Consider the following 24161-nt stretch of genomic DNA (forward strand, 5'->3'; position numbering starts at 1 on the left):
CTACACGTTGGCGGGAATTCGTTCGTCGCGGAACTGCAGGGAGTGCAGTCGGAAGTACGCGCCACGCTCGGCGAGCAACTCCGCATGCGTGCCACGCTCCACGATTCGGCCGCGATCGAGAACGAGAATCAGGTCGGCGTGAACGACAGTCGACAGGCGGTGGGCAATCACAAACACGGTGCGGCCGGTGAGTAGGCGATCGACCGCTTCCTGCACCAAGCGTTCGGATTCGGTGTCGAGCGCCGATGTCGCTTCATCGAGAATCAGAATCGGCGGATCGATCAACAGCGCGCGAGCAATCGCGAGCCGTTGACGCTGTCCGCCGGAAAGACGCGTACCGCGTTCGCCGAGTACGGTGTCGTAGCCGTTCGGCAGCGCGGTGATGAAGTCGTGTGCGTTGGCAGCGCGAGCCGCGCGTTCGATCTGCTCCGTGGAGTACTTCCCTTCTGCGCCGTAGGCGATGTTGTTGAGCACCGAGTCGTTGAACAGGACAGTGTCCTGACTGACGATGCCAGTGAGCGCGCGAAGTGAGGCGAGTTTGATCTCGCGACTATCGATGCCGTCGAAGAGGATGCTGCCGGCGGTCGGCGAGTAGAAGCGCGGGATCAGATCGACGAGCGTGCTCTTGCCCGCGCCGCTCGGTCCGACGAGCGCGACCATTGCTCCCCGCGGCGCGACGAAACTAACCGATTCCAGGACCGGCTCGGCGTCGTATGCGAACGTGACGTCGCGAAACTCGACATCGCGCTCGAGCGACGCAACCATGCGAGTGCCGCGATCGGTCTGCTCTTCGGTCGGCTGGTCGAACACCTCGAACAATCGCTCGGCGGCAGCCATGGACTGCTGCGCGGTGTTGGGGGTCTGAGAAATCTGTTTCAGCGGCGGCAAGAGTCTCATGACGAGAGACATGAAGACGATCAGCGATGCCCCATCGATACCACCACCGCGCAGGACTTCCTGTGCACCGATCCATAGAATCAGCACGGCGATCGACATGCCGATCACTTCCGTGAACGGTTGCGAGAGCGCCGACACGCGATTGATCCGGACCATACCGTCGGAATAGCGCGCGCTGGCCGCACCAAACCGCTCGTCCTCGTATCGCTCGCCGCCAAACGACTTCACCAGACGGACGCCGTTTACGACCTCCTGCAGAATGCTTGTCGCCTCGCCGTAGTCATTGCGACTTCGGCGATAGCCCTGTCGAAGCCGTCGGAGGAGCGGTTGAAGCGACAGGGTGAGCAGCGGCGCGATGACGAACGAAAGCAGCGTGAGCTTCACGGACATCGCAAAGAGCGCCACCATCGTCGTGATGATCTGCGCCAAACTCTGCACCGAGCGAGTCACCAACTCGGTGACGAGCGCCTTGGTCTGGTCGGTATCTGAAAGAACCTTCGAGATGATCTGCCCAGCCTTCGTCCGCTGGAAGTACCCCAGCGACAGACGCTGCATGTGCTGAAATACCGCGTCGCGCAGATCGCGCGTGACGTACTCCTGCAGCGATGCCCCGAACTGGCCGGCCAACCAGACGAAAACGTTCTTGATCGCGACGATGGCGATGATCCAGAAGATCACCGCACGCAACGATTCGCGCGGATGCGCGGGATCGAGGAATACACCAACGGTCTGGGCCTGAAGACGCTCGAGAAAGCCGGCCTTTGCCGGCAACAAGCTCGGGCGCTGAAACAGCGCGTTCAGGAACGGAATCAGCAGCGTGAACGAAAAGACGTCGAGCAGCGCTGCGATGAGATTCGCCGCGATGTTGCCCGTCATCCGCCACCAGTGTGGACGGACGAACATGAGCAACCGGCGGTAGATCGACGACTGTTCGCGCGAAAGCGATGGAACCTGAGGCGTCACGACTAGCGCCTCGGCGTGAGCAGAGACACCGGCAGGATACACTCCTCGGGTGTCACGCCGCCGTGCAGGAATGATCCGCGATACCGGCTCTGGTACTCGCGCAGTTTGGTCGGATAGACAAAAAACGAATCACCCGTGGCCAGCAGTGAGTTCGCCCCCAGGCCGCGTCGCGGCAACTTCAACGAATCTTCCTTCGTGAACAACATCGCCTGCTCCGGATTTTCCGCGCGCAAATCCTCGCCGAACTTGTAGCGGAGGTTCTGCGTCGCATCGCGCTTTGCGAACACCGTAGCCGGCGTTCGACAATGGATCGAACCGTGATCGCTCGTCACCAGCACCTTCACCTTGCGACGCGCGGCTTCCTGCAGCACGGCAAATAGCGCGGATCGTCGGAACCACTGATGGGTGAGCTGTCGCAGCGCGATTTCGTCGCGGGCGACCTCGTACAGAATTGCCGACTCCGAGCGACCATGCGTGAGCAGGTCGACGAAGTTGAAGACGAACGCGGAAATGCCCTCGGGCGCGATAACGCGCGATAGGCGTCGCTCGACGTCGTCGCCTTCGGCAGCCGTCGAAACCTTTTCGTAGCGGACGGGGACCGTGGCGCCAATCTCGACGAGCTGCGCTTCGAGCAGCTGTCGCTCGTGTGCGTTCAGCGATTCGTCTTCGCGCTCGCCCCACCAGTCGGGGAAACGCGCGGCGATTTCGCCGGGGAACAGTCCGCTGAACAGTGCGTTGCGCGAGTACGGCGTGGCCGTGGGCAGCACGCTGAAATAGTGCGTCGTCTCGATGTCGAACATCGGCGTGAGCAGCGGCTCGATGAACCGCCACTGATCGAGTCGCAGACAGTCGATCACGACGAACAACACCTGCCGGTCGTGCTTCAGCACCGGAAGCAGGAACTCGGGCACGATGTCGATCGACAGCGGGGGACGATCGCCCTCGAGCGTTCTCAACCACTCGGGATAGGCCGTGCGCATATACAGCGCGAACTCGCGGCGCAGGTCGGGATACAGGCCTTGCAGCGACTCGTACAGGCCCGTTTCGCCCGCGGCAACCAAGTCGAGGTCCCACTGCGTCAACTCGCTGTACCGATCGATCCAGTCGCGCCACCCGAATCCGCGAATTGCCTCGGTCTGGATGTCGCGAAAACGGTCGACGAATTTTCGCGCGACGGCCTGCTGCCGAATCTTTGCGCCTTCGAGCAAGCGAGTGATGGCCGCGTAGACCTGACGCGGCGTGACCGGCTTGACGAGGTATCCGTCGAGCGCCGCGCCGATGGCCTCGGTCATCGTCGAATCCTCCTCGCTTTTCGTGACCATCACGATCGCGAGGTTTGGATCGGCTTCGCGAAGCTCTCTGAGGGCCTCGAGGCCATTCTTGCCCGGCATCTGCTCGTCGAGCAGAACGAGACTGAACGGCTTGCGGCGAACCATCTCCACCGCGTCGTCGGCGTTGGTCACGGTCTCGACTTCGAACCCTTTGTCCCGCAAGAACATGCGGTGTGGTTCGAGGAGTTCCGCCTCGTCGTCGACCCAGAGAACGGACTTGACCGGTTGTGCCATGCGCGAAATCTAGCGGCGCACGACGGGGGAAATCAGCGGTGGGTAGCGCCCGCCGACCGGGAATCGCAAGTTCCACCCGTGCCCGTCACCAATCCGCCGTACTCGCTCGTCACCACGACGTTTCGCTTTTCCGCGCTCGCCGCGCTCGCCGGACGTGCGCCCATCGGCGGCCAGCGGGAAGTTGCCCTCGCCGCATACATGGCTGCCCGCATCGCTCAGGACGTTCTTCCAGAGCGAGGCGTTCCGCAGACGAGTCGTTCCGAACGAGCGGTCGGCGCAAAGAGTTGGCTGGCGACGCTCGCGCTTCCTGCCGCCGTGCGCCCTGTGATGGCGCGCCTGGTCGACGCGTCGACCACCGACGCCCGAAGCACCGCAGACGCACTGCGGAACGTGGCCGCAGCCACGAACACCTTCCTCGATACACGCGCGCGGTCGGAGTTGGACCGCCTCGTCACGGCGCTCGAAGCCGCATAGTCGAGCTAGTCGCGCAAGCGCTTGCAGGACAACGCGCTAAAAACTTGCTCCGCGTTGCGCATGGGCCCTATTATGGCCCATGACTCGTAGCACGGACATCTCTCCGCTCTCCGTTCTCCTGTCGAAGGTCGATGCCGCGAGTGACGGCTCGGCGCCGGGAGAAACGATCGCCTCTGGTTTTCAAAGTCTCGACTCGCTCCTCGGCGGCGGCTTCCGCCGAGGGGATCTCATTGTACTGGGTGGAGACGTGGCGAGCGGCAAGTCGGCGCTAGCCCTCGCCTTTGCGATACGGACGTCGAGCCGCGGCGCGCGCGTCGCGTTCCTTACCGCCGAAATGTCGATCGAGCGCGTGCTGGAGCGCGTCATCGCCATCGAAGCGCGCGCGCCAATCGACGATCTGCGAAAGGGCAGCATCGACGACCGAACCCGAGCGAGCGCCGGCGCCGTTGCGCTTCGCCTGCGCGACCGTCTACCGGTCATCGAGCGGCTCTCGTTCGGCCAATCCGCGGAGCAGGTCGGAACGCTGATCGAGGGACTACCGGGGATCGAGCTCGTCGTGATCGATTCGCTCGCCGCGTTCGCGCAGGGCACGCGACCGTTCGATGAGGAGTTGGCAGCCACGATTCGGTACCTGAAGTCGCTCGCGCTGGAACGCAGCGTGGCGATTCTGGTCACGGCACCGCTGCCTCTGCTCACGGCTCGACCAGACCGCAGGCCGACGCTCGACGACTTCGGCGGACTGGGATGTGTCAAACAGCATGCGGACGTCGTCCTCGGGTTGTTCCGGCAGGACATGTACGAGCCCTCACGCGACATCGAGGGTGCGACCGAATTGTTGATTCGAAAGAACCGCAACGGGCCGAACGGTTACGTCGACCTGTACTTCTACGCCCAGTGGATGCGGTTCGAAGACATGCTCGATCCCGACCGGTAGGAGCGATTTCAATGCAGATGTTTCGGTTGGCGGTCGTCGCCGGCGCGCTCTCGATCAGCGCCTGTGCACCCGCCGTCTCCGGTAGCGCCGATAGCATCGCGAGGCTCGAACAGTCGCGCGCCAACGATCCGAAGTCCGAACCAATCCTTCGGTCGCTCGGCGTCGCGTACTTCAAGGCGAATCGATTTCCTGAGGCTCGCGCCGCGCTCACCCAAGCAGTCGCGGCGAATCCGAACGATGGAGCGGCGGCGCTGTACCTTGGCCTGACGGCTGAAGCGCAGAATGACTTCCCCGCTGCCCGTACGGCGTATGAGGCGTACCTGGCCGTCGGCAAAACGCGGAACGTCAAAGATCAGATCAACGCCCGCCTCACCGTTCTCGCTCGACATGAGAACGAAGCGAGCGCCAAGCGGGCGATCGCCCAGGAACGGCAGCTGTCCACCGTTCCCGGCCCAGTCACGACGATCGCGGTCATGCCCTTCACGTTTGCCGGCCGCGACACCTCGCTCAAGCCGTTGGAGCGCGGGTTCGCCGAGCTGATCACGACTGACCTGAGTCGCGTGTCCGCGCTCAAGGTGCTGGATCGCGCGCACCTGCAAGCGCTCATCGACGAAGTGAACCTGCAGCAATCGGGCGGAGTGCAGTCGGGCACGGGCGTTCGGGTCGGCAAAATGCTTCAAGCCGGCAGCATCGTTGGCGGCAGCATTTCAGAACTGGCCGGCGATCGCCTGAACGCGACCGCGCTCGTGACGAACGTGCAGTCGAGCGCGCTCATGGGCGCCGGCGCAACCGATCAACAGCCTCTCGATCAGCTGTTCACGCTCGAGAAGAACCTCGTGCTGAAGCTGTTGATCGACAACCTGAAGGTCGTTCCGACGACGTCGGAACGAAACGCAATCGAGCAACGCCCCACGCGTTCGCTCGCTGCGTTCCTCGCCTACAGTCGCGGATTGCAGGAGCAGGACGAGGGTCGCTTCGACGACGCGAATCGTTCGTTCGAGAACGCACTCCGACTCGATCCCGGCTTCCTGTCCGCGCAGCAGAAGAGCCAGGAAACAAAGAATCTCGTACGAGGGAACGCCGTCACGATTCAGACGGTGGAGTCGGGCCTTCGCGGTACGAGCGAGGGTAGCGGATCGCAGGGCTCGTCTGGAGGCGCTGGCACGTCGGTGTCCGCCATGGCGGAGGGATTGAATCCGTCGGTCGCTAGTGGTGCCACCACCGGCGGAACGACCACTGCCACGCCGCCGGCTGCCGACGCGTCTTCCGGCACCGGGTCGGACAATCCAACGACGAAGACGGGCAAAGTCACCGTGATCGTGAGAGCGCCCAGACCATGAGCCGTTCCTTGTTTCGTCGCGCGGCCTTCGCGGTTCTCGCTGCCGGATTAGCGGCTGCGCCGAGCGTGGGCGCGCAGATGCCGTTCGACATCGGCGCTCGCGTAGCCCCGCAGTTCTACTCGTACAAAATCTCGTCGCCGTCGAATACGACGATCAGCGAATTCGCGGTCCCAATTTTCGTGCAGGTCCCGATCACGCAGCGTCTCAGCTTCGACGTGGGAACGTCGTACACGCAGGCGCGCGTGGAACAGACGGGAACCACGGCCGCGGTGAGCACGATTTCCGGACTCACGGACACACAGGTTCGAGGCAACCTCGCGCTCGGTACTGATTTCGTGATTCTCACCGCCGGCGTGAACCTGCCCACAGGTCAGGCGAACGTTCCGCTGGCTCAGCAACGTGCCGCCGGCCTCATCGGAAGCGACTTCCTCTCGTTCCCAATCTCGAACATGGGAACTGGCTTCGGCGGAACGGGCGGCATCGCGCTGGCTCGTCCCGTCGGCGAGTGGAATCTCGGAGTCGGACTGAGCATGCGTCACTCTGCGCAGTACGATCCGTTCGACGCGGCGGGCGGCCTGGCGCTGCACTATCAGCCGGGAAATGAGTATCGCGCGCGAATCGGCCTAGACCATCCGGTAGGCACGGGGCGATTCACCGTTGGGCTCACCTATTCGACGTTCGGCAACGATCAGCTGGCGGGCTCGATCTACAACACAGGCAACCGGTATCTGACGCAGGTCGATTTCAACAACTCGATGGGCGTGGGCCGGATCTCGATCACCGCGTGGAACCTATTCCGCACCCGTGGAACGCTCGCAGACAGCTCCCTGCTCGATCATGAGAACATCTCGAACGGCACGCTGACCTACGGTATTCCCGTCGGTTCCGTGGTACTCGAGCCCAACGTCGAGGGGCGTGCGTGGATGCAGGTTGGGTCACCCACGAGCTTCCTCGGAACGTTCGGACTCCGAATGCAGATCGGCACGGGCTCGGTCTCGATCATCCCGAGCGGCGGCTATACGATTGGCCAGATCGCCGCGCAGGGGACGACGTCGTTGACCACCACCGCGTCGCTGACCGGGTTCCGCGGGACGCTCGCCATTCGCCTGCGATAGCACTCCGCAAGGCCCTGCCAGGATCGAGTCAGACTGTATATTGAGCGTGACTCTGTCCTGATCGGTTTATGGCTGGCCACAGTAAATGGAAGCAGATCAAGCATTACAAAGCCGCGACTGACAAAAAGCGCGGCGCGCTGTTCACCAAGCTCATTCGCGAAATCACGATGGCCGCGAAGCTTGGCGGCGGTGACGCGTCGGGCAATCCGCGTTTGCGGCTTGCGATCGACACGGCTCGCGGCAGCTCGATGCCGAAGGAAAACATCGAGCGCGCCATCAAGAAGGGCACCGGTGAACTCGAAGGCGTTGATTACCAGGAAGTGACGTACGAGGGCTATGGCCCTGGCGGCGTCGCGCTCCTCATCGACGCCGTGACCGACAACCCCACCCGCACCGTGGCCGAAGTTCGCGCCAAGATGTCGCGACTCGGTGGCAACCTCGGCACGCCGAACTCGGTCGCCTGGATGTTCGAGAAGAAGGGGCAGATCTACGTCGACGCCACGAAGATCGGCGAGGATGCGCTAATGGAACGGGCGCTCGATGCCGGCGCAGAAGACGTGCAGCGCGAAGATGAGCGTTTCATCGTTTCGACCGCGCCAACGGATTTCCACTCCGTTCAGAATGCGCTCAAGGCGGCGAACGTCGAGATGGTCGAAGCCGAGCTCGCGATGGTGCCGAAGAACACGGTACAAGTCGCCGGCAAAGACGCCGAAGCACTCTTCAAGCTGCTCGAGACGATCGAAGAGCTCGACGACGTGCAGAAGGTCTGGGCGAACTTCGACGTCGACGCAGACGAGATGGCCAAGGTCGAAGGGTGATGGCGGGACGCCACTCATGATCGTGCTTGGCATCGATCCTGGGACCGCGTGCACAGGATATGGTGTCGTTCAGGGAGACGGGCTCGGGCCCGTCTCCCTTGTCGAATGTGGCGTCATCCGCACGCGGGCGCGTGATCCGTTGCCGTCGCGGCTCTGTGAGATTTACGAAGGCGTCGTCGAGTTACTCGCGCGGCATCGTCCGGACGCGCTCTCGGTCGAAGACGTGTTCTACGCTAAGAACGTGCGGACCACGGTGGTGCTCGGACACGCGCGAGGCGTCGTGCTTCTCGCCGGACAGCAGGCGAGCGTTCCCGTCCACGAGCTTCCTCCCGCCGAAATCAAGAAGGCCGTCGTCGGCACAGGCGCCGCAACCAAGGAACAGGTGCAGTTCATGTTGACGCGACTTCTCCGACTCAAGACGGCACCGCAGCCGTCCGACGCTGCCGATGGTGTGGCGGCGGCACTCGCGTGCCTCATGGCTACGCGCCTGCCAAAGATCAAAGACGTTCGCGTACAAACGCGCGCATGATCGCTCAGGTCACGGGAACGCTCGTCGCCAAGGACCTCGATCACGTCGAGGTGATGACGGCAAGCGGCGTCGCATACGAGTTGGCGATTCCACTCGGCGTGTTCGAAACGCTGCCGAGGGCTGGTGAGACGGTCCTGCTGCATACGCATCTCGTCGTGAAGGAAGACGCGTGGCAGCTGTTTGGCTTCTCGACCACGTTCGAGCGACGGGTCTTCCAGCGCGTGCTGAATGCCAAGGGCGTAGGGCCGTCGCTGGCGCTTGGACTGCTGTCCACGCTCACGGCAGAGCGCTTGATTCGCGCAATCCGCGAAAAAGACACCGCAACGCTTCAGGGTGTACCGCGCGTAGGCCGAAAGAAGGCGGAGCAGTTGATTCTCGATCTCGCCGACAAGCTCGATGATCTGCAGGTTTCGGCGTCGCCGGGAGTTCGCAAACCCGAAGCCGCGGGCGCCGACGACGCGATTCGTGCACTCGCCTCACTCGGCTACTCCATGGGCGACGCCGAGCGCGCGGTGCGACAGGCAATCGATGATGGTGGGCGGGGCATGGGCGCGGCGGAATTGATCCGCAGCGCATTGGCAAAAATCCGGGGATAGATCACGTGCAAGCAGCCAGACGGACCGCGTCATTCACCGAATCAGTCATCCGCGAGATGACGCGCATCGCCACGATGCACCAGGCCGTAAATCTCGCGCAGGGTTTTCCTGATTTCCCAATGCCCGCCGTGATGAAAGAGGCGGCGTGCGCAGCGATCAACGGCGACATCAATCAGTACGCCGTCACGTGGGGTACGCCTGTGCTTCGCCAGGCGATCGCCGAGAAGTATCGCCGCTGGTACAACATGGAAGTCGATGCCGATCGCGACGTGACGGTGACGTGCGGTGCGACGGAAGCGATGGCGTCGGTGTTCATGGCGCTGATGGAGCCGGGCGACGAGGTGATCATCCTCGAGCCGTTCTACGAGAACTACGGCCCCGACGCAATTCTCGCGGGTGCCACGCCAGTCTTCGTTCCGCTCGAGCGCCCGAATTGGACGCTGGATGCCGACCGACTGCGCAAAGCATTCAACTCGCGCACGAAGGCGATCATCGTCAATACGCCGCACAATCCGACGGGCCGCGTATTCACACGCGACGAGATGTCGTTGATCGCGAATCTCTGCATCGAGCACAACGCGTGGGCGATCACGGACGCGCCGTACGAACACATGGTGTACTCCGGTCACCATCATGAAATCGCGACGTGGCCCGGTATGCGCGAGCGCACGATTACGATTTCGTCATTGTCCAAAACATACAGCTGCACGGGATGGCGCATTGGCTGGATCATCGCTCCGCCCGCCCAGACTGGCCCAATCCGCAAAGTGCACGACTTCCTGACGGTGGGCGCGCCAGCGCCGCTACAAACTGCGGCGGCGGTTGGCTTCGCGTTCGACGCGGAGTACTACAACCACTTCACGTCGGAGTACACAGCGCGCCGGGAATTCCTCACGGGCGTGCTGCGCGAAGAAGGCTTCGAGTTCGCCGTGCCCGAAGGTGCGTACTACATCTTCGCCGACTTCTCAAAGATCAGCGATCTGGACGACGTCACGTTTGCGAAATGGATGACGCAGGACATCGGCGTGGCAACGGTTCCCGGCTCGAGCTTTTACTCACGCAAGGAAGACGGCCGGAACTTCGTGCGCTTTGCGTTCTGTAAAAAGCAGGAGACGCTCGATCACGCTGCCGAGCGGCTATCGAAGCTCCGCGCAACGATCTGAGAGCGACGACACGCACGCTTGGAAAAAAAGGACGCGGATCAATGAGATCCGCGTCCTTTTTTCGTCGGGCTGCTATGAGCGTGCTTCGCTCGGCGTGCTACCGAAATGAAAGCAGGTTGAGTGTCACGACAGGCTCCTTGCCGCCGTTCACAGTTCGCATCGCGGCACCAACGCCGAGATCGTAGGCACCGAAGTCGAGGCCGACACCGCCAGACACGCCCCAGCCGCCGGTGATGTACGAAGCCCCACCGCGCAGATGAAGCGCGGAATGAATCCGAGCGTCCAATCCGCCGGAAACCTGCGTCTTCGGACCGATGAGAATTCCGTCGCCCGTCTGCTGCCGAGCGTCGACGGAGAACACGAGTGGCGAGCCGACACCGACGGCAAGGCCAGCGGCGATGATTGGATTGAACTTGTCGAGCGCGACGCGCGCGCGCAGTTCGCCGGGCGCCGCGGAGTACGGCTGATCGTCGAAGCTGGCGGTGTCGCTCGAGGAGTTGAACAGCGCCATCGCAGCCTTGGAGTGAAGCTTGGTCTCGTCCCACGCGAAGCTGTTCATGACGTTTTGGACCGTCGCCCCGAACGCGTACTTCCCTGACGCCCACGCCAGACCGACGTCGACGCCCGCGCCCATACCGACGACTTTGTTCGAATCGAGATGCGAATAGATGACCGGAAAGTTGACCTGAACGGCATTGGCACCCGTCGTGGAACCCTGGTCCTGCGCCATGCCGAGCGCATTGCCGAGTACATACTTGCCCGTGACGCCGAGCGCGAAGTGACCAATCGACAGACCGTAGCTTGCCGCAGCGGTCGTGAACGCTCCGACACGAAAGCTCGAACCCTTGAGGCTGAGATCCTGTGGAGTGCCGGTGCGTCCGGCGTTGCCGAACATCAGAGTCTCGAACGCATCCGTGTTCAGCTTCGTGCTTCCAGCGACCGAACCGGCAACCTCGAATGCCAACGAACCCAAACTGAAGCCGAAGGCCGTGAGCCCACCATCGATGCGGCCATTCTCGCCTCCCTTAAGTGCGACCGTCTGCAGCCAAGACTCTCGCTGCGACTTCGGCAGGGTCTTGCCGGAATACGGCGCGACGTCGCTCAGCGAAATCGGATCGAGACCCGACGACCCGCTGATAGCGAGGAGGCCGACGGAGAACTCAGGATTGTCTCGCAGACCGAGATTGGCCGGATTCCACGCGATGGCGTCGTACCCTCGAGCTCGAGCAGTGAATGCTCCACTCAATCCCGTCGCCGCGGCGCTCGCGTTTGGCAATTGAGCAAACGCAAACGAAGCCGATGTAGCGACAACTGCGGCGGAGGTGATGAGCGAGCGATGGATCTTCATCGAGACGCGCATTAATTGCCTCCCACGTTGAGCGCGATCTGCAGCCGCGTTGCGACCGAAACGACCTGCCCCGGCGCAACACTCACGCTCGATCCGTTCACCGTTCCACCGAATCCGATGGTGATTTTGTGGCCGAGCAGCGCTTGTAGCTCAGGCTTCGTAAACGCGAGGCTTGGCGTCGACGAGCCGTTCGCGAGTGACAGCGGCTTCGTGATCGGGAAGTCGCCGCCCGTGAACAGCACAGAAAGATTGCCGGTGACGTTGAACGGATTGGTCACCGTGAGGAGTAGTGAGCCACCGTTCGCCCGCTTGGAGATCGTGGGACCGACCTGACTCAGGTCGAGGTCAGAAGACGTGGCACTGATCGGCTGGCCGGTAACGGCCACCTTCGCCGACGAGACGTAGAACGCACCAACGCTGCCGGTCACGGAGATCGACCGCGCCGTGTCGAGCGGAACGGGGTCGCCCATCGGCGAATTGATCGACGCAACCACCTGAATGCCGTTCGCGCCAGTAATCGTTCCGCTGAGCGGAATCTTGCGGACGACTGAATCGCCGGGAGCGAGCGAGGCGACTGCGCCGTCGATCGAGTCGCGACCGATGACCGTAGCGCCATTCGTCACCTGAATCACGACGTACCCGCGCGCCGAGGCGCCCGGACGAATCGGATCGAAGTTGAAGCCGTTCTTCACTGCGACTCGCAGTGTGTCGCGGACCAGCGTCGCACTCGACAGCGTCGACGGCAGCGCGAAGTTCGACGTTCCGCCGCCAGAAAATGGCGGCTTCGGAACGGTGAGTCCGTTCGCCGCAGCACACAGCGGACAGTCCTGGCCCAAACGACGGGTGACGGTGGTCGTCGACGGCGAGACGTCGATCTGAAACGCCGAGTTGTCGTTCGTGGCACTCACGCCGCCAGGAAGCAGCGTGTTGACGGAGATCGTCGTGGTCTTGCCTGGGATATTCCACTCCGTGTCGTAATTCGGAGCGCTCGTTGGAATCGGAAGGTCGCAGGCGGCGAACGACGCCAGCGCTGCAAGCGCGAGCCAGGGGGGGAGGGATCGCATTGTCACCATCTTCGGCGGGAATCCGCGGCCGACTCCAGCAGTCAGTCGCGTCGAACGTTTAGACGATCGAGCTCGACCATCGGTGTCATTTTGGTATAGGTTCGGAGACCGCGGGCAAATGCTGTAATTCGGTCTGTCTTCGGGGTACTTTGGAGGGACGTTCTCCTTCCCGCTTCCGTTTCCCGCCATGTCTCGAGCTGAGATCACGACACCCGAAGTGCTGTCCGAGGAGTCTGCGGTCGAGCTGTCGCTCAGACCGCAGCGCCTCGCGGAGTTCATCGGGCAGCAAAAGGTGAAGGAAAGCCTGCGGATCTTCATCGATGCCGCGCTCGCTCGACGCGAACCGCTCGATCACACGCTGTTCTTCGGACCGCCCGGACTGGGAAAGACGACGCTCGCGGAACTGATCGCGCGTGAGCTATCGGTGAACATCCACACGAGTTCGGGACCCGCGCTAGAAAAGCCGGGTGATCTCGTCGGCACGCTCACCAATCTTCGCAGCGGTGACATTCTCTTCATCGACGAGATCCATCGCCTCAAGCCAATCATCGAGGAATTCCTCTATCCGGCGATGGAGGATTACAAGATCGATATTCGGCTGTCCGAAGGTCCAAAGGCGCAGACGATCACCATGCCCGTCGAGCCGTTCACGCTGATCGGCGCCACCACTCGACTCGGCATGCTCACCGCACCCATGCGCGCGCGCTTCGGCATCGAGCAACGCCTGAATTTCTACCCGGCCGATGATCTCGAGCTGATCGTGAAGCGCACCGCGGACGTCATGAAAGTCGAGATCGACGACGAAGGTGCGACCGAGATTGCGCGACGAGCGCGCGGCACGCCGCGCGTCGCCAACCGCTTGCTCCGCCGCGTGCGTGACTTTGCCCAGGTGAAGAGCAACGGCGTCATCACGCAAGCGACCGCTGCGCAGGCACTGCAACTGCTCGACGTCGACATCTTCGGGCTCGACGACATGGACGCGCGCATTCTCAAAACGATCATCGAGAAGTTCGATGGCGGTCCGGTCGGCCTGAACACGATCGGAGCAGCAATCGGCGAAGACGCGAACACGATCGAGGAAGTGTACGAGCCGTTTCTCGTGCAACACGGCTTTCTGCAACGCACGTCGCGCGGACGAATGGCGACCGCCACGGCCTACCGGCATTTTGGATTCACGCCGCGCGAGCCGAGCGGACAAGAGACGCTGTTCTAGGACGTGGCGTGACGACGCCAGGCGGTCTCACCGCCGACTACGATTTCGATCTGCCGCCTGCGCTGATCGCCCAACAGCCGCTCGCTCGCCGCGACGCATCGCGGCTGATGGTGGTCGACCGCGCCACCGGCAGTATTTCGCATCGCACGTTCGCCGATCTCGCCGAGCTCGTTCAACCGCGCGACGTGCTTGTCGTCAATCGCACGCGCGTCTTTCGCGCGCGCCTGCTCGGAACGCGCGCTTCAGGCGCGCCCGCGGAAATCCTTCTGCTCAAATCGCTCGGCGACGGGCGATATGAAGCGATGGTCGCTCCAGGCGGAAAGCTCAAGCCCGGCAGACGCGTTTCGATCGCACCGGATTTCTCGGCCGAGATTCTCGAGGTCACCGAGCGACGCACCCGCATCGTTCGCCTCGAAAGTGCTCTTCCGCTCGAGGAAGCAATCGAGCGCTACGGACACGTTCCGCTTCCGCCGTACATCGACCGCGCTGACGCAGAAAGCGATATCGAGCGCTACCAGACGGTGTTTGCACGCGAGTCTGGCTCAGTGGCCGCGCCAACCGCGGGGCTGCACTTCACGCCAGAGTTGCTCGCGACTCTGGCGTCGCGCGGCGTGGCGCGTGCGGACGTCCTGCTTCACGTTGGCGCAGGCACGTTCAAGCCGGTCGAGGTCGACGATCCCGCCGAGCATCCGATGCACGAAGAGTGGTATTCGATCGCGCCGGACACGGCCGAGTTGATTCGCGCGCGGCGCGTGGCGGGCGGATGTGTGTGGGCGGTGGGCACCACGAGCGTGCGAACGCTCGAGAGCGCGGCCGAGCCCGATGGGACGATTCGCCGCGGTGAGGCGGAGACGCGCATCTTCATTCGACCGCCATATCAATTTCGTGTCGTCGATCGACTCGTGACGAACTTTCATCTACCGCGCTCCACGCTGATCATGCTCGTCGCGGCATTTGCCGGCTACGATCTGACGATGCGCGCGTATCGCACCGCGGTCGATGAGGGCTATCGTTTCTATTCGTACGGCGACGCGATGGCGATCATCTAGCCGTCAATCGCCGGAATCACCGTTCATCAGATCCAGTGAATTCATTCGAGTTTTCTATCGACGCCGAATCGGGCGCCGGTCGCGCAGGTCGTTTCTCCACGCCGCACGGTGTGGTCGAGACGCCGGCATTCATGGCTGTCGGAACGCTTGCGACGGTCAAGTCGCTCGATCCTGTCGACCTTCGCGAAATTGGCGCGCAGATGATTCTCGCGAACGCGTATCATCTACATCTCCGTCCGACTGACGAGCTCATTCGCGACTTCGGCGGACTGCATCGGTTCATGGGTTGGGACGGCCCAATTCTCACCGATTCTGGCGGATTTCAGGTCTTTTCGCTCGAAGGGCTGCGCACGGTGAGCGAAGACGGCGTGGAGTTTCGCAGTCACATCGACGGGTCGAAGCACGTCTTCACGCCAGAAAGCGTGATGCAGATCGAGCGTAACCTTGGCGCCGATGTGATCATGCAGTTCGATCACGTGATTCCGGGGCAGAGCGAGGAGACCATCGCGCGGGACGCGAGTGAGCGGAGTCTGCGTTGGTTGGCGAGGTGCATGGTGGAACTCGAGCGGTTGCGTGCGAGCGGGGGTCCCCCCCCGACAACTACGATCGCCGATTCCGCTTCACTTCCCGGCACCACTTTTCCGCTACCCTCACCATCACATCCCCAGGCCCTCTTCCCCATCGTGCAGGGCGGCATCCACGCCTCGCTACGCGCCGAGGCCGCACGCGCCATTCGCGATCTCGCCGACTGGGCCGGCTACGGCATCGGCGGACTCTCCGTGGGCGAGACCAAGCCCGACATGTACCGGATACTCGAGGTCGTCGACGGCGAACTTCCGCGCAATCGGCCGCGCTATCTCATGGGTGTCGGCTTCCCGGAAGACCTCGTCGAGGGTGTTCGCCGTGGCGTCGACCTGTTCGACTGCGTCGCGCCCACGCGCATGGGACGCAACGGCGCCGCATTCACCCGCGATGGCCGACTGAACATCAAGCGCGCCGAGTTTCGCACCGATCCACGGCCGCTCGACGACGAGTGCGACTGCACCGCATGCCGCCGCTTTTCGCGCGGATACATCCGGCACCTGTACGTCGCCGACGAAATCCTCGGCCTTCGCCTGCTTTCCCTGCACAATGTACATTTCCTCGTCCAATTGATGCGCGACGCGCGCGCAGCGATTCGCGCCGGGACGCTCGACGCGTGGAGCCGTGATTGGCTCACGCGATACCACACTCGACCGGTACCAACCGAATGATCACGCCCGTCATGGGATCCGCTTTCCTGCTGCAAGCCGCCGCCGGCGGCGGGTCACTGATGCCGTTCCTCGTGCAGTTCGTTCTGATCATCGCGATCATCTACTTCATCATGGTGCGTCCGCAGCAGAAGCAGCGCCGCCAACATGAAGAGGCACTGAAAGGTCTGAAGCGCGGCGATGAGATCGTGACGTCGGGCGGCATTGTCGGCGAGGTCGTTCACATCCGTGAGACGTCCAAGGACGGTGGCACCAATCGGCTCGACGATCGCGTGACGATCAAGTCGGCCGAGTCGCGCCTCGTCGTGGAGCGTGGGCGCATCGCCAAGATCATCGGCACGACGAACAGCGCCCCAGCCGCGGACACCGACAAGACGTGAGCATTCTCGAAATCCGCGTCCTCGGCGACCCGATTCTCCGCGAGGAAACCGCGCCCGTCGCCGAGGTGACGGACGAGCTGCGGACGTTGGCCCGCGACATGTTCGAGACCATGTACATCGCGAAAGGCATCGGTCTCGCGGCGCCGCAAGTTGGACGCACCGAGCGACTCGCCGTCGTGGACGTGGACGACAATCCGCTCGTGATCATCAATCCAGAAATCGTTCACGCCGAAGGAAAAGACAAGGGCGAAGAAGGATGTCTGTCGATCCCCGACGTCTACGGCGACGTCGAGCGTCCGGCGAAGGTCCGCGTTCGCGCCATGGGATTGGACGGCAAGGAATTCGAGATCGAGGCCGGCGGACTCTTTGCGCGCTGTTTGCAGCACGAGATCGATCACCTGCACGGCAAGCTGTTCGTCGACTATCTGAGTGTTCTAAAGCGTCGCTCCGCGCTCGCGAAATGGGCGAAGGAGAAGGACAAGTACCCGGGCTTCATTCGTAAACTCGACGACGATCCCGCTGGGTCGCACGAGCATCCCGACGAGGAGCTCTAGGTGCGCGTGCTCTTCTGGGGCACACCGGAGTTCGCGGTCCCCGCGCTCCGGGCGCTGATCGGCGAAAGCTTCGATGTCGTCGGCGTGGTCACGCAGCCCGACCGAGCTGTGGGACGGTCGCGCTCCACGCTCGAGCCGCCGCCGGTAAAGCAGGTTGCCCTGGAAGAGGGAATTCCGGTGTTGCAGCCGGAACGGCCGCGAGGAGAAGAATTCATCGCACAGCTACGTGCGCTGGCGCCGGACATTTCTGTCGTCGTGGCGTACGGGCACATTCTGACGACGGAAGTGATCGCGCTGCCGCCGTTAGGTACCATCAACATCCACGCGTCGATCCTGCCGGCGCTTCGCGGCGCGGCGCCGATACAAGCCTCGATTCGCGACGGCCACGGCGAAACGGGCGTGACGATCATGCGGATGGTGAAGGCCCTCGACGCGGGACCGGCCCTGCTCACCGTCCGAACGCCAATTCCGGACGACGAGACCTACGGCGAGCTCCAGCTGCGTTTGGCTGAAATGGGTGCCCTAGCTCTCATCGAAACACTGGCGCTCATTGGCCTTGGCTCGGTCACGGAAACGCCCCAGGACGACACGCAGGCGACGTATGCGTCCAAAGTGGACCGGACGATGACCCGCGTCGACTGGACGGCTGACGCGCGGACCGTGTCGCGGATTATTCGGGCCTACGACCCGCGCCCGGGCGCCACGGCGACTGCGACGAACGGCGAGGTAAAGCTGTTCGGGGCTCGCGTGGTCCCGTCGGCGAACCCTTCCGTGCCCGGCGAGGTATTAGCCATTACCGCCGACGGCATGACGGTCGCATGTGGGACGGACGCAGTATTGATCGCCGGCGTCCATCCGGCGGGAAAACGCCGGATTGCCCCACAGGAGTGGGCCCGCGGGCGCGGCATCGCCCTCGGCGAACGACTATTTTAGTAGACATGCCAGGCGCAGATCAGGACCATCGGTCGCCCGGGGGTGCGGGCGGCAGCGGAGTTGTCGTGTACGGTGGGGGCGGTGTGACCGACGCGCGTGTCGCGGCGGCGGAGATTTGCGCGGACATTCGCGGCGGCGACCTGCTCGATCCAGCCTTCGATCGTCGCACATCGCGACTCGACGCGCGCGATCGACGCTGGGTTCGCGAGCTCGTCTACGGCATGCTCCGGCGTCGATCCAAGATCGACGCATATCTCGACGCGAGAATTCGCGGCGGCGCAGTTCGCCTCGATGCCGATCTTCTCGATCTGCTTCGTCTCGGCGCAGCACAGCTCCTTCACATGGAGAGCGTGCCCGCGTACGCCGCGATCGCGCAGACCGTCGAGCTGGCCAAGCGACGACATGGCATTGGCGCGAGCAAACTCGCGAACGCCGTGCTGCGCCGCCTCGACCGCGAGCGCGATGCGCTGACTTTACCGCGACCGAACGATCCGATCGACGCGCTAGCGTTGGATGGATCGCATCCGCGCTGGATCGTCGCGCGATGGCTCGATCGTTTTGGCGAAGTGGACACGCGAAAGCTGCTCGACGCAAACAACCGCGAAGCGCCACTCATCGCGCGACCCTTTCACGTCGTGCGCGAGCAACTCGAAGCGATGCTCGAGTCAGCAGGGATTCAGGTTGCTGATGCGCCGCTCGCGCGCGACAGCATCGTGCTCTCGAGTCCAGTGTCGTCGCTCACCGAGCTCGGACCGTTCCGACAGGGCCTGTTCCATCTCCAGGATCCTGCATCGACGCTCGTCACGCAGTACGCGAGCATTCCCGCAGGTGCGCTCGTCGCTGATCTCTGCGCGGCGCCCGGTGGCAAGTCCGTCGAGCTGTCGCGAACGGCCGGTCAGGTGTTCGCGAGTGATCTGTCGTTCGCACGATTGCAGCGTGTGCGCGAGAACGCCGAGCGTCTCGAGATCAGTACGCTGCACGCGTACGTCGCCGACGCGAACTATCCAGCAATCGCACCCGTCGACGTCGTGCTGATCGACGCGCCCTGCACGGGCACGGGAACGTTCCGCCGTCACCCAGATGCACGGTGGCGCCTCCGCGTGTCCGATCTCGCCGTGATGTCGTCGATTCAGCGCGGCATCCTGCGGTCGGCCGCGAGCGTCGTCCGTCCAGGTGGATTGCTCGTGTACAGCACGTGTTCGCTCGAACCTGAAGAGAACGACGAGCAGATTGAGCGTTTTCTCAACGAGCACCCCGACTGGACACTCGAGCCGCCGCCTGAGGGTGCGGTTCCGGCGGCCGCGCTCGACAGAGGGTTGCTGCGCGTGCTTCCACAGGCGCACGGCACCGACGGATCTTTCGCGGCGCGGTTGCGGAGAAGCGCGTGACCGTTCGGTCCGGCCTGCGACGCTCGCTGCCGTACGCGGTGGCGATCATCGGCGGCTTTCTGGTGGCGTATCTTCTCGTCGCGTTTGTCGTGTTTCCGTCAGGCTTCGTGCCGGGCGACGCGAAGGTGCCCAACGTCGCCGGACTTCAGTACGACGAAGCCGATAAACGCATTGCCGGCGTAGGACTCAAAGCGCAGCGCAGTCCCGGTCGAGCTGACGCCACGACGCCCAAGGGCATCGTGCTCGAGCAGGATCCAAAGGCCGGCCTGCGCGCCGAGGAGGGCGCGACGGTGACACTCGTCGTGAGCACTGGGCCGCAGATCGTATCTGTTCCAGCGGTCGTGGGTCTCACGCAGGCCGACGCGCAGACAGCGCTCGAGGCAGCTGGTTTCGAATTGGGGCAGGTCGTGGAGAAGTCGAATGCCGGACCGCCAGGACAGGTCCTCGAGAGCACACCCGCAGGTGGAGCAAAGGTCGTGATTCCAGCCGCAGTATCGATCGTCGTGAGCGTTGGATCAAACGTGGCCCTCGTGCCGAACGTGGTTGGCCGCTCGGTCGATGATGCGCGAGATGTGCTCAAGAGTGCAAAGCTGAGTGTAGGTGCAGTCAGTGCGGCTCCAGGAACCAGCACCGAAGGGGGAACAGTGACCTCGCAAACGCCGGCCGCTGGGACGCACGTCGCAACCGGATCAAAGGTCACGTTGCAGGTCGGCACGATTGCCGCCGGAGGGCGGCCGCAATGAGCGTCATCATCGCACCATCCGTGCTGAGCGCCGACTTCTCACGACTCGGCGAAGACGTCGCGATGTGCGAGGCCGGCGGTGCCGACTGGTTGCACGTTGACGTGATGGATGGCTGCTTCGTTCCGAATCTGACATTCGGTGCGAAGGTGATCGAGACGCTGCGGTCGCGGACGGCGCTGCCGCTCGACGTCCATCTGATGGTCGTGGAGCCGGAGAAGTACTTCGACGAATTCGCGGCCGCCGGCGCGAGCACGCTGACGATTCACGCCGAAGCCGCACCGCACCTGCACAGGCAACTGAGCCGCATTCGCGACCTTGGTTGCAAAGCGGGCGTGGCGCTCAATCCCGCGACACCGCTCAGCGCGGTGTGCGAGATCATTCCGCAAATCGATCTGCTGCTGATCATGTCGGTGAATCCCGGCTTTGGCGGACAGCGCTTCATTCCGTACTCGATCGACAAGGTGCGCCGCGCCCGACTCATGCTCGACGAAGAAGGGAGCAACGCCACGCTCCAAGTCGACGGCGGCATCAATCGCGACACCATTCGCGACGTGTGGAGCGCCGGCGCCGATGCATTCGTGGCGGGCAACGCGATTTTCACGGCAAAGGATCCGCAGGCCGAGATCGGTGCGCTGCGCTCGCTTTGCGGAGTGCTCGTATGACCGGTCGACAGCAGTGGGCAGTAGTTGGTGTCGTCGTCGCAGTGCTCGCGATCGCACTGGGCACGGCGTCGCACTACATGAAGGACGAGCTCTTTCCGGTGATGATCGGTTCGACCGCGCCCGACTTTCGCGCCAAGAAAATCGGCACGAACGAATACACGTCGATGGCCGACCTCAAGGGTAAGGTCGTGCTGCTGAACGTCTGGGCGACGTACTGCGAGCCGTGCAAAACGGAAATGCCCAGCCTCGAAGGGCTACACAAGGTGTACGGCGACAGCGGTCTCAAGATCGTGGCTGTCGAAATCGATCCGAGCGTGAGCGACGATTCCATTCGCACCTACGCGAAGAACCTCGGCATCACATTCGAGATCTTGCACGACCCGACGCACGCCCTGGAAAAAGCGTATCAGACTACCGGCTACCCCGAGACCTTCATCATCGGACCCGAAGGAACGATTCGCAAAAAGTGGATTGGTCCGGACAATTGGAGTTCGATGGGCAATCGCGCGCTGATCGCGCAGCTACTCGGACTCGCGACGCCGCGACCCGCAGCGATCGGCGATCGCTGAGTCGCGAGAATGCCCGGTCAGTCTGCGCCGCGCGCACCGAGTTCGCTGCAGCGTCGCATCGTCGCCGCATTCACGCAGCAGGTACCACTCAAAGCCACCGCTGTGTTTCTCGCCGTTGGCCTGTGGTTCATGGTGAACGCCAAAGAACCGCAGATCGAGTTGGTTCCCGTGCGCCTGATTCCGACGCTGGATAGCTCGCTGGTGCTGCGCGATCCACTTCCGCAGATTCAGGCAATCGTTGCAGGCTCGCCAAAAGAACTGATCAGACTCAATTCGAGTCTGCCGACCATCCATCGACAGATCAGCTCCGACGCGCCCGACACGCTGGTGATCGACCTGCGTCCGAGCGACGTCATGCTTCCCGAAGGCGTCGACGCCGTTGTCCGCGAGATCGAACCGCGCAGCGTCACGCTTCGCTTCGAATCGACGTGGACGCGGCGAATTCCCGTACGGTCGGCGATCGACATTGCGACGACGAACGGTCCACCGGGTCCACTCGTGGTGCACATCGACCCACTCATCGTCGAAGTGACTGGACCACGACATATCGTTGCGCGCATTGCCTTCGTCAAAACGACCAAGACCACCATTCCCTTCCCCGATTCGTTGCCACACCTCGTCGAGTTGGATACGACAGGACTCGGACCTGGCGTCCGGCTTCGTCCCGCGCAGGTGAAGGTGCTCGTCTCGCTCGCGGCACATCGCTGATGCGCGTCCTCGGGATCGAGACCTCGTGCGATGAAACGTCGGCAGCCGTGCTGTCGGGAACCGGCGACAACGTGTCGCTCGACTCGCTCGTGATTCTCTCGCAGGATGTCCATCGGATTTTCGGGGGCGTCGTTCCCGAGATCGCGTCGCGCGCACATCTCACGGCGATCGTGCCCGTTGTCGAGCAAGCAATTGCCGACGCCGGAGGCGGCGCGATCGACGCGGTCGCGGTGACGAATGCCCCGGGACTCGTTGGTGCGCTTCTCGTTGGGGTGAGCTACGCAAAGGCGTTTGCATTCGCGCGAGGAATCCCGGTGGTCGGCGTGCACCACATGGAGGGACATCTCTTCGCGACAGCTCTCGAACATCGCGACGCCGTTCCTCCCTTCACCGCGCTGCTCGTATCAGGCGGGCACACGCTGCTGCTCGACGTCGAAGCGTGGGGGCAGTATCGCATTCTCGGACGCACGCGCGACGACGCCGCCGGCGAGGCATTCGACAAAGTTGCCAAGCTGCTCGGACTGCCATATCCTGGCGGGCCGCATATCGAACGGCTCGCGGCGCAGAGTGACGCTGGCTCGCTTCGATTCTCGCGTCCCATGCTCCGTCGCGATCAAACGCCGACCGATCCGGACTTTTACGATGTCTCATTCAGCGGGCTCAAAACGGCGGCGCTCAACGCCGTGAAGGCCGCGGGTACCGATCTCGACGGACAGCGAGGCGCAATCGCCCGCGCGTTCCAGGACGCCCTCATCGACACCCTCGTCGAAAAGACGGCGCGCGCCGTGCGGCAGTTCGGCCGAGAGAGGATCGTGCTTGGCGGCGGCGTGGCGTGCAACGCCACGCTTGCCAACGCCATGCGGGAACGATTCAGTGCGCGCGGTGTCGAGGTATATGCCCCCTCACCTCGCCTGGCGACCGACAACGCCGCGATGATCGCTCGGGCAGGACTCTTCCATCTCGAGCGCGGCGAACGATCGCCGCTCGAGCTCAACGCATTCGCCACTCAGGCTATCCCAGGACTCGTCGCCGCATGACGCTCGCATCCTCGCCAATCATCCATCATCCGTTCCAATTCGGGATTGCTGGCTATCAGCTGACCGGATTCGGCATTGCGGTTCTGCTCGCGTTCCTCATCGCGCAGATCGTGAGCGAGCGCGAGTTGGCTCGACGCGGACACGACATCGAGGCGGCCGCAGTCGGCGACGTGCTATTCGCCGCTCTCCTGGGCACCATGATCGGAGCAAAGGTCTACTACGTCCTCGTCGTCAGCCACAACATACGAGATCTCTGGAGTCGGGGCGGCTTCGTGTTCTGGGGCGGCTTCATGGGATCGGTGGCCCTGTGCTTCCTCACGATCAAATGGAAAAAGCTTTCCTTCGTGCGGTTCGCCGATGTCGCCGGTATCGCGATCGCCGCGGGGTACGCGGTTGGCCGAACGGGCTGCTGGGCCGTTGGCGATGACTACGGCAAGCCGTACGCGGGTCCGCTCGCGGTTTCCTTCCCACAGGGCGCTCCGCCGTCAACCGTCGCGGAAATGCAGAACTCGTTTCACGTCAGCTTTCCGGCGGGGACGAATCCAAACGACGTCGTATCTGTCTACCCAACGCAGCTATTCGAAGTCGCGATGGGGATGATCATGTTCGGCATCCTCTGGCGGCTGCGCGACCACGAACACGCTGAGGGGTGGCTGTTCGGCGTGTGGGCCGTGCTGGCGGGCGTCGAGCGTTTCATCGTCGAGTTCTTCCGCGCGAAAGACGACCGGCTCGCATGGACGATGGGGCTGAGCGTCGCTCAGGTCATCGCACTCGGTATGGTGGCAATCGGCTTCGCTGTGATGGCCGCTCGGCGGAACCCGGGCCCGAACCGCCCAGGCATCAACGCCCCAATCGCTGCCTGATTGGCT

Annotated in this window: 25 protein-coding genes; 21 read left to right on the forward strand and 4 right to left on the reverse strand. The window is 63.2% G+C overall.

What is annotated here, in order from left to right:
- Nucleotides 1-1860, reverse strand: coding sequence for an ABC transporter ATP-binding protein (locus AC6H4Z_RS19635; protein WP_497543654.1), 1860 nt, complete (start codon nucleotides 1858-1860; stop codon nucleotides 1-3).
- Nucleotides 1861-1862: 2 nt separating this feature from the next.
- Nucleotides 1863-3425 carry a T9SS response regulator signal transducer PorX gene (porX, locus tag AC6H4Z_RS19640; RefSeq protein ID WP_497543655.1) on the reverse strand — a complete coding sequence of 521 codons (1563 nt, stop codon included), beginning with the start codon at nucleotides 3423-3425 and terminating at the stop codon, nucleotides 1863-1865.
- 78 nt (nucleotides 3426-3503) lie between these two features.
- On the opposite strand from porX, the gene AC6H4Z_RS19645 reads away from it, so the two are divergent.
- The 8 genes from AC6H4Z_RS19645 (at nucleotide 3504) to AC6H4Z_RS19680 (ending at nucleotide 10394) form a co-directional block, all read left to right on the forward strand.
- The gene (locus AC6H4Z_RS19645) at nucleotides 3504-3899 is read left to right on the forward strand and encodes a hypothetical protein (protein ID WP_497543656.1); all 396 of its coding nucleotides are present in this window, start codon (nucleotides 3504-3506) and stop codon (nucleotides 3897-3899) included.
- A gap of 79 nt (nucleotides 3900-3978) precedes the next feature.
- Nucleotides 3979-4833, forward strand: coding sequence for a DnaB-like helicase C-terminal domain-containing protein (locus tag AC6H4Z_RS19650; protein ID WP_497543657.1), 855 nt, complete (start codon nucleotides 3979-3981; stop codon nucleotides 4831-4833).
- A gap of 11 nt (nucleotides 4834-4844) precedes the next feature.
- Nucleotides 4845-6173, forward strand: coding sequence for a tetratricopeptide repeat protein (locus AC6H4Z_RS19655; protein ID WP_497543658.1), 1329 nt, complete (start codon nucleotides 4845-4847; stop codon nucleotides 6171-6173).
- Nucleotides 6170-7288: a hypothetical protein gene (locus AC6H4Z_RS19660; RefSeq protein WP_497543659.1), complete on the forward strand. Its 1119-nt coding sequence runs from the start codon at nucleotides 6170-6172 to the stop codon at nucleotides 7286-7288. Before AC6H4Z_RS19655 ends, AC6H4Z_RS19660 begins: the two co-directional genes overlap by 4 nt.
- A gap of 68 nt (nucleotides 7289-7356) precedes the next feature.
- Complete coding sequence (locus AC6H4Z_RS19665; RefSeq protein ID WP_497543660.1) at nucleotides 7357-8106, forward strand: YebC/PmpR family DNA-binding transcriptional regulator; 750 nt, start codon at nucleotides 7357-7359, stop codon at nucleotides 8104-8106.
- A 16-nt stretch (nucleotides 8107-8122) separates the two neighbouring features.
- A complete protein-coding gene (ruvC, locus tag AC6H4Z_RS19670) occupies nucleotides 8123-8635 on the forward strand; it encodes a crossover junction endodeoxyribonuclease RuvC (RefSeq protein ID WP_497543661.1) in 513 nt (170 codons plus the stop codon).
- Nucleotides 8632-9231: a Holliday junction branch migration protein RuvA gene (ruvA, locus tag AC6H4Z_RS19675; protein WP_497543662.1), complete on the forward strand. Its 600-nt coding sequence runs from the start codon at nucleotides 8632-8634 to the stop codon at nucleotides 9229-9231. Before ruvC ends, ruvA begins: the two co-directional genes overlap by 4 nt.
- 5 nt (nucleotides 9232-9236) lie before the next feature.
- Nucleotides 9237-10394 (forward strand): pyridoxal phosphate-dependent aminotransferase, encoded by a 1158-nt coding sequence (locus AC6H4Z_RS19680; RefSeq protein WP_497543663.1) that lies wholly within the window; start codon nucleotides 9237-9239, stop codon nucleotides 10392-10394.
- Between the two features lie 97 nt (nucleotides 10395-10491).
- Here the strand turns inward: AC6H4Z_RS19680 and AC6H4Z_RS19685 are convergent, their stop codons facing one another.
- Together AC6H4Z_RS19685 and AC6H4Z_RS19690 are read right to left on the reverse strand one after the other, a co-directional pair.
- Nucleotides 10492-11754, reverse strand: coding sequence for a hypothetical protein (locus AC6H4Z_RS19685; RefSeq protein WP_497543664.1), 1263 nt, complete (start codon nucleotides 11752-11754; stop codon nucleotides 10492-10494).
- Nucleotides 11754-12806: a hypothetical protein gene (locus AC6H4Z_RS19690; protein WP_497543665.1), complete on the reverse strand. Its 1053-nt coding sequence runs from the start codon at nucleotides 12804-12806 to the stop codon at nucleotides 11754-11756. The genes AC6H4Z_RS19685 and AC6H4Z_RS19690 overlap by 1 nt, the downstream gene beginning before the upstream one ends.
- 187 nt (nucleotides 12807-12993) lie before the next feature.
- Between AC6H4Z_RS19690 and ruvB the strand changes: the two genes are divergently transcribed.
- The 13 genes from ruvB to AC6H4Z_RS19755 are packed head-to-tail and all read left to right on the forward strand — an operon-like array spanning nucleotide 12994 to nucleotide 24155.
- The gene (gene ruvB / locus AC6H4Z_RS19695; RefSeq protein WP_497543666.1) at nucleotides 12994-14019 is read left to right on the forward strand and encodes a Holliday junction branch migration DNA helicase RuvB; all 1026 of its coding nucleotides are present in this window, start codon (nucleotides 12994-12996) and stop codon (nucleotides 14017-14019) included.
- Between the two features lie 8 nt (nucleotides 14020-14027).
- The gene (queA, locus tag AC6H4Z_RS19700) at nucleotides 14028-15068 is read left to right on the forward strand and encodes a tRNA preQ1(34) S-adenosylmethionine ribosyltransferase-isomerase QueA (RefSeq protein WP_497543667.1); all 1041 of its coding nucleotides are present in this window, start codon (nucleotides 14028-14030) and stop codon (nucleotides 15066-15068) included.
- Between the two features lie 35 nt (nucleotides 15069-15103).
- Complete coding sequence (locus AC6H4Z_RS19705; RefSeq protein ID WP_497543668.1) at nucleotides 15104-16321, forward strand: tRNA guanosine(34) transglycosylase Tgt; 1218 nt, start codon at nucleotides 15104-15106, stop codon at nucleotides 16319-16321.
- On the forward strand, nucleotides 16318-16698 hold the full coding sequence (gene yajC, locus AC6H4Z_RS19710) for a preprotein translocase subunit YajC (RefSeq protein WP_497543669.1): 381 nt from the start codon (nucleotides 16318-16320) through the stop codon (nucleotides 16696-16698). Before AC6H4Z_RS19705 ends, yajC begins: the two co-directional genes overlap by 4 nt.
- Nucleotides 16695-17252: a peptide deformylase gene (def, locus tag AC6H4Z_RS19715; protein ID WP_497543670.1), complete on the forward strand. Its 558-nt coding sequence runs from the start codon at nucleotides 16695-16697 to the stop codon at nucleotides 17250-17252. Before yajC ends, def begins: the two co-directional genes overlap by 4 nt.
- Complete coding sequence (gene fmt / locus AC6H4Z_RS19720; protein WP_497543671.1) at nucleotides 17253-18185, forward strand: methionyl-tRNA formyltransferase; 933 nt, start codon at nucleotides 17253-17255, stop codon at nucleotides 18183-18185.
- 5 nt (nucleotides 18186-18190) lie between these two features.
- A complete protein-coding gene (gene rsmB, locus AC6H4Z_RS19725) occupies nucleotides 18191-19573 on the forward strand; it encodes a 16S rRNA (cytosine(967)-C(5))-methyltransferase RsmB (protein WP_497543672.1) in 1383 nt (460 codons plus the stop codon).
- On the forward strand, nucleotides 19570-20316 hold the full coding sequence (locus AC6H4Z_RS19730) for a PASTA domain-containing protein (protein WP_497543673.1): 747 nt from the start codon (nucleotides 19570-19572) through the stop codon (nucleotides 20314-20316). The genes rsmB and AC6H4Z_RS19730 overlap by 4 nt, the downstream gene beginning before the upstream one ends.
- Nucleotides 20313-20978, forward strand: a complete 666-nt coding sequence (gene rpe, locus AC6H4Z_RS19735; RefSeq protein ID WP_497543674.1) for a ribulose-phosphate 3-epimerase — start codon at nucleotides 20313-20315, stop codon at nucleotides 20976-20978. The genes AC6H4Z_RS19730 and rpe overlap by 4 nt, the downstream gene beginning before the upstream one ends.
- A complete protein-coding gene (locus tag AC6H4Z_RS19740; RefSeq protein ID WP_497543675.1) occupies nucleotides 20975-21547 on the forward strand; it encodes a TlpA family protein disulfide reductase in 573 nt (190 codons plus the stop codon). Before rpe ends, AC6H4Z_RS19740 begins: the two co-directional genes overlap by 4 nt.
- Nucleotides 21548-21556: 9 nt before the next feature.
- Nucleotides 21557-22255 carry a YbbR-like domain-containing protein gene (locus tag AC6H4Z_RS19745; RefSeq protein ID WP_497543676.1) on the forward strand — a complete coding sequence of 233 codons (699 nt, stop codon included), beginning with the start codon at nucleotides 21557-21559 and terminating at the stop codon, nucleotides 22253-22255.
- Nucleotides 22255-23292, forward strand: a complete 1038-nt coding sequence (gene tsaD, locus AC6H4Z_RS19750; RefSeq protein WP_497543677.1) for a tRNA (adenosine(37)-N6)-threonylcarbamoyltransferase complex transferase subunit TsaD — start codon at nucleotides 22255-22257, stop codon at nucleotides 23290-23292. Before AC6H4Z_RS19745 ends, tsaD begins: the two co-directional genes overlap by 1 nt.
- Nucleotides 23289-24155: a prolipoprotein diacylglyceryl transferase gene (locus tag AC6H4Z_RS19755; protein WP_497543678.1), complete on the forward strand. Its 867-nt coding sequence runs from the start codon at nucleotides 23289-23291 to the stop codon at nucleotides 24153-24155. The genes tsaD and AC6H4Z_RS19755 overlap by 4 nt, the downstream gene beginning before the upstream one ends.
- The last annotated feature ends 6 nt before the right edge of the window (nucleotides 24156-24161 follow it).

The organism is Leucogemmata humicola (assembly GCF_055379415.1).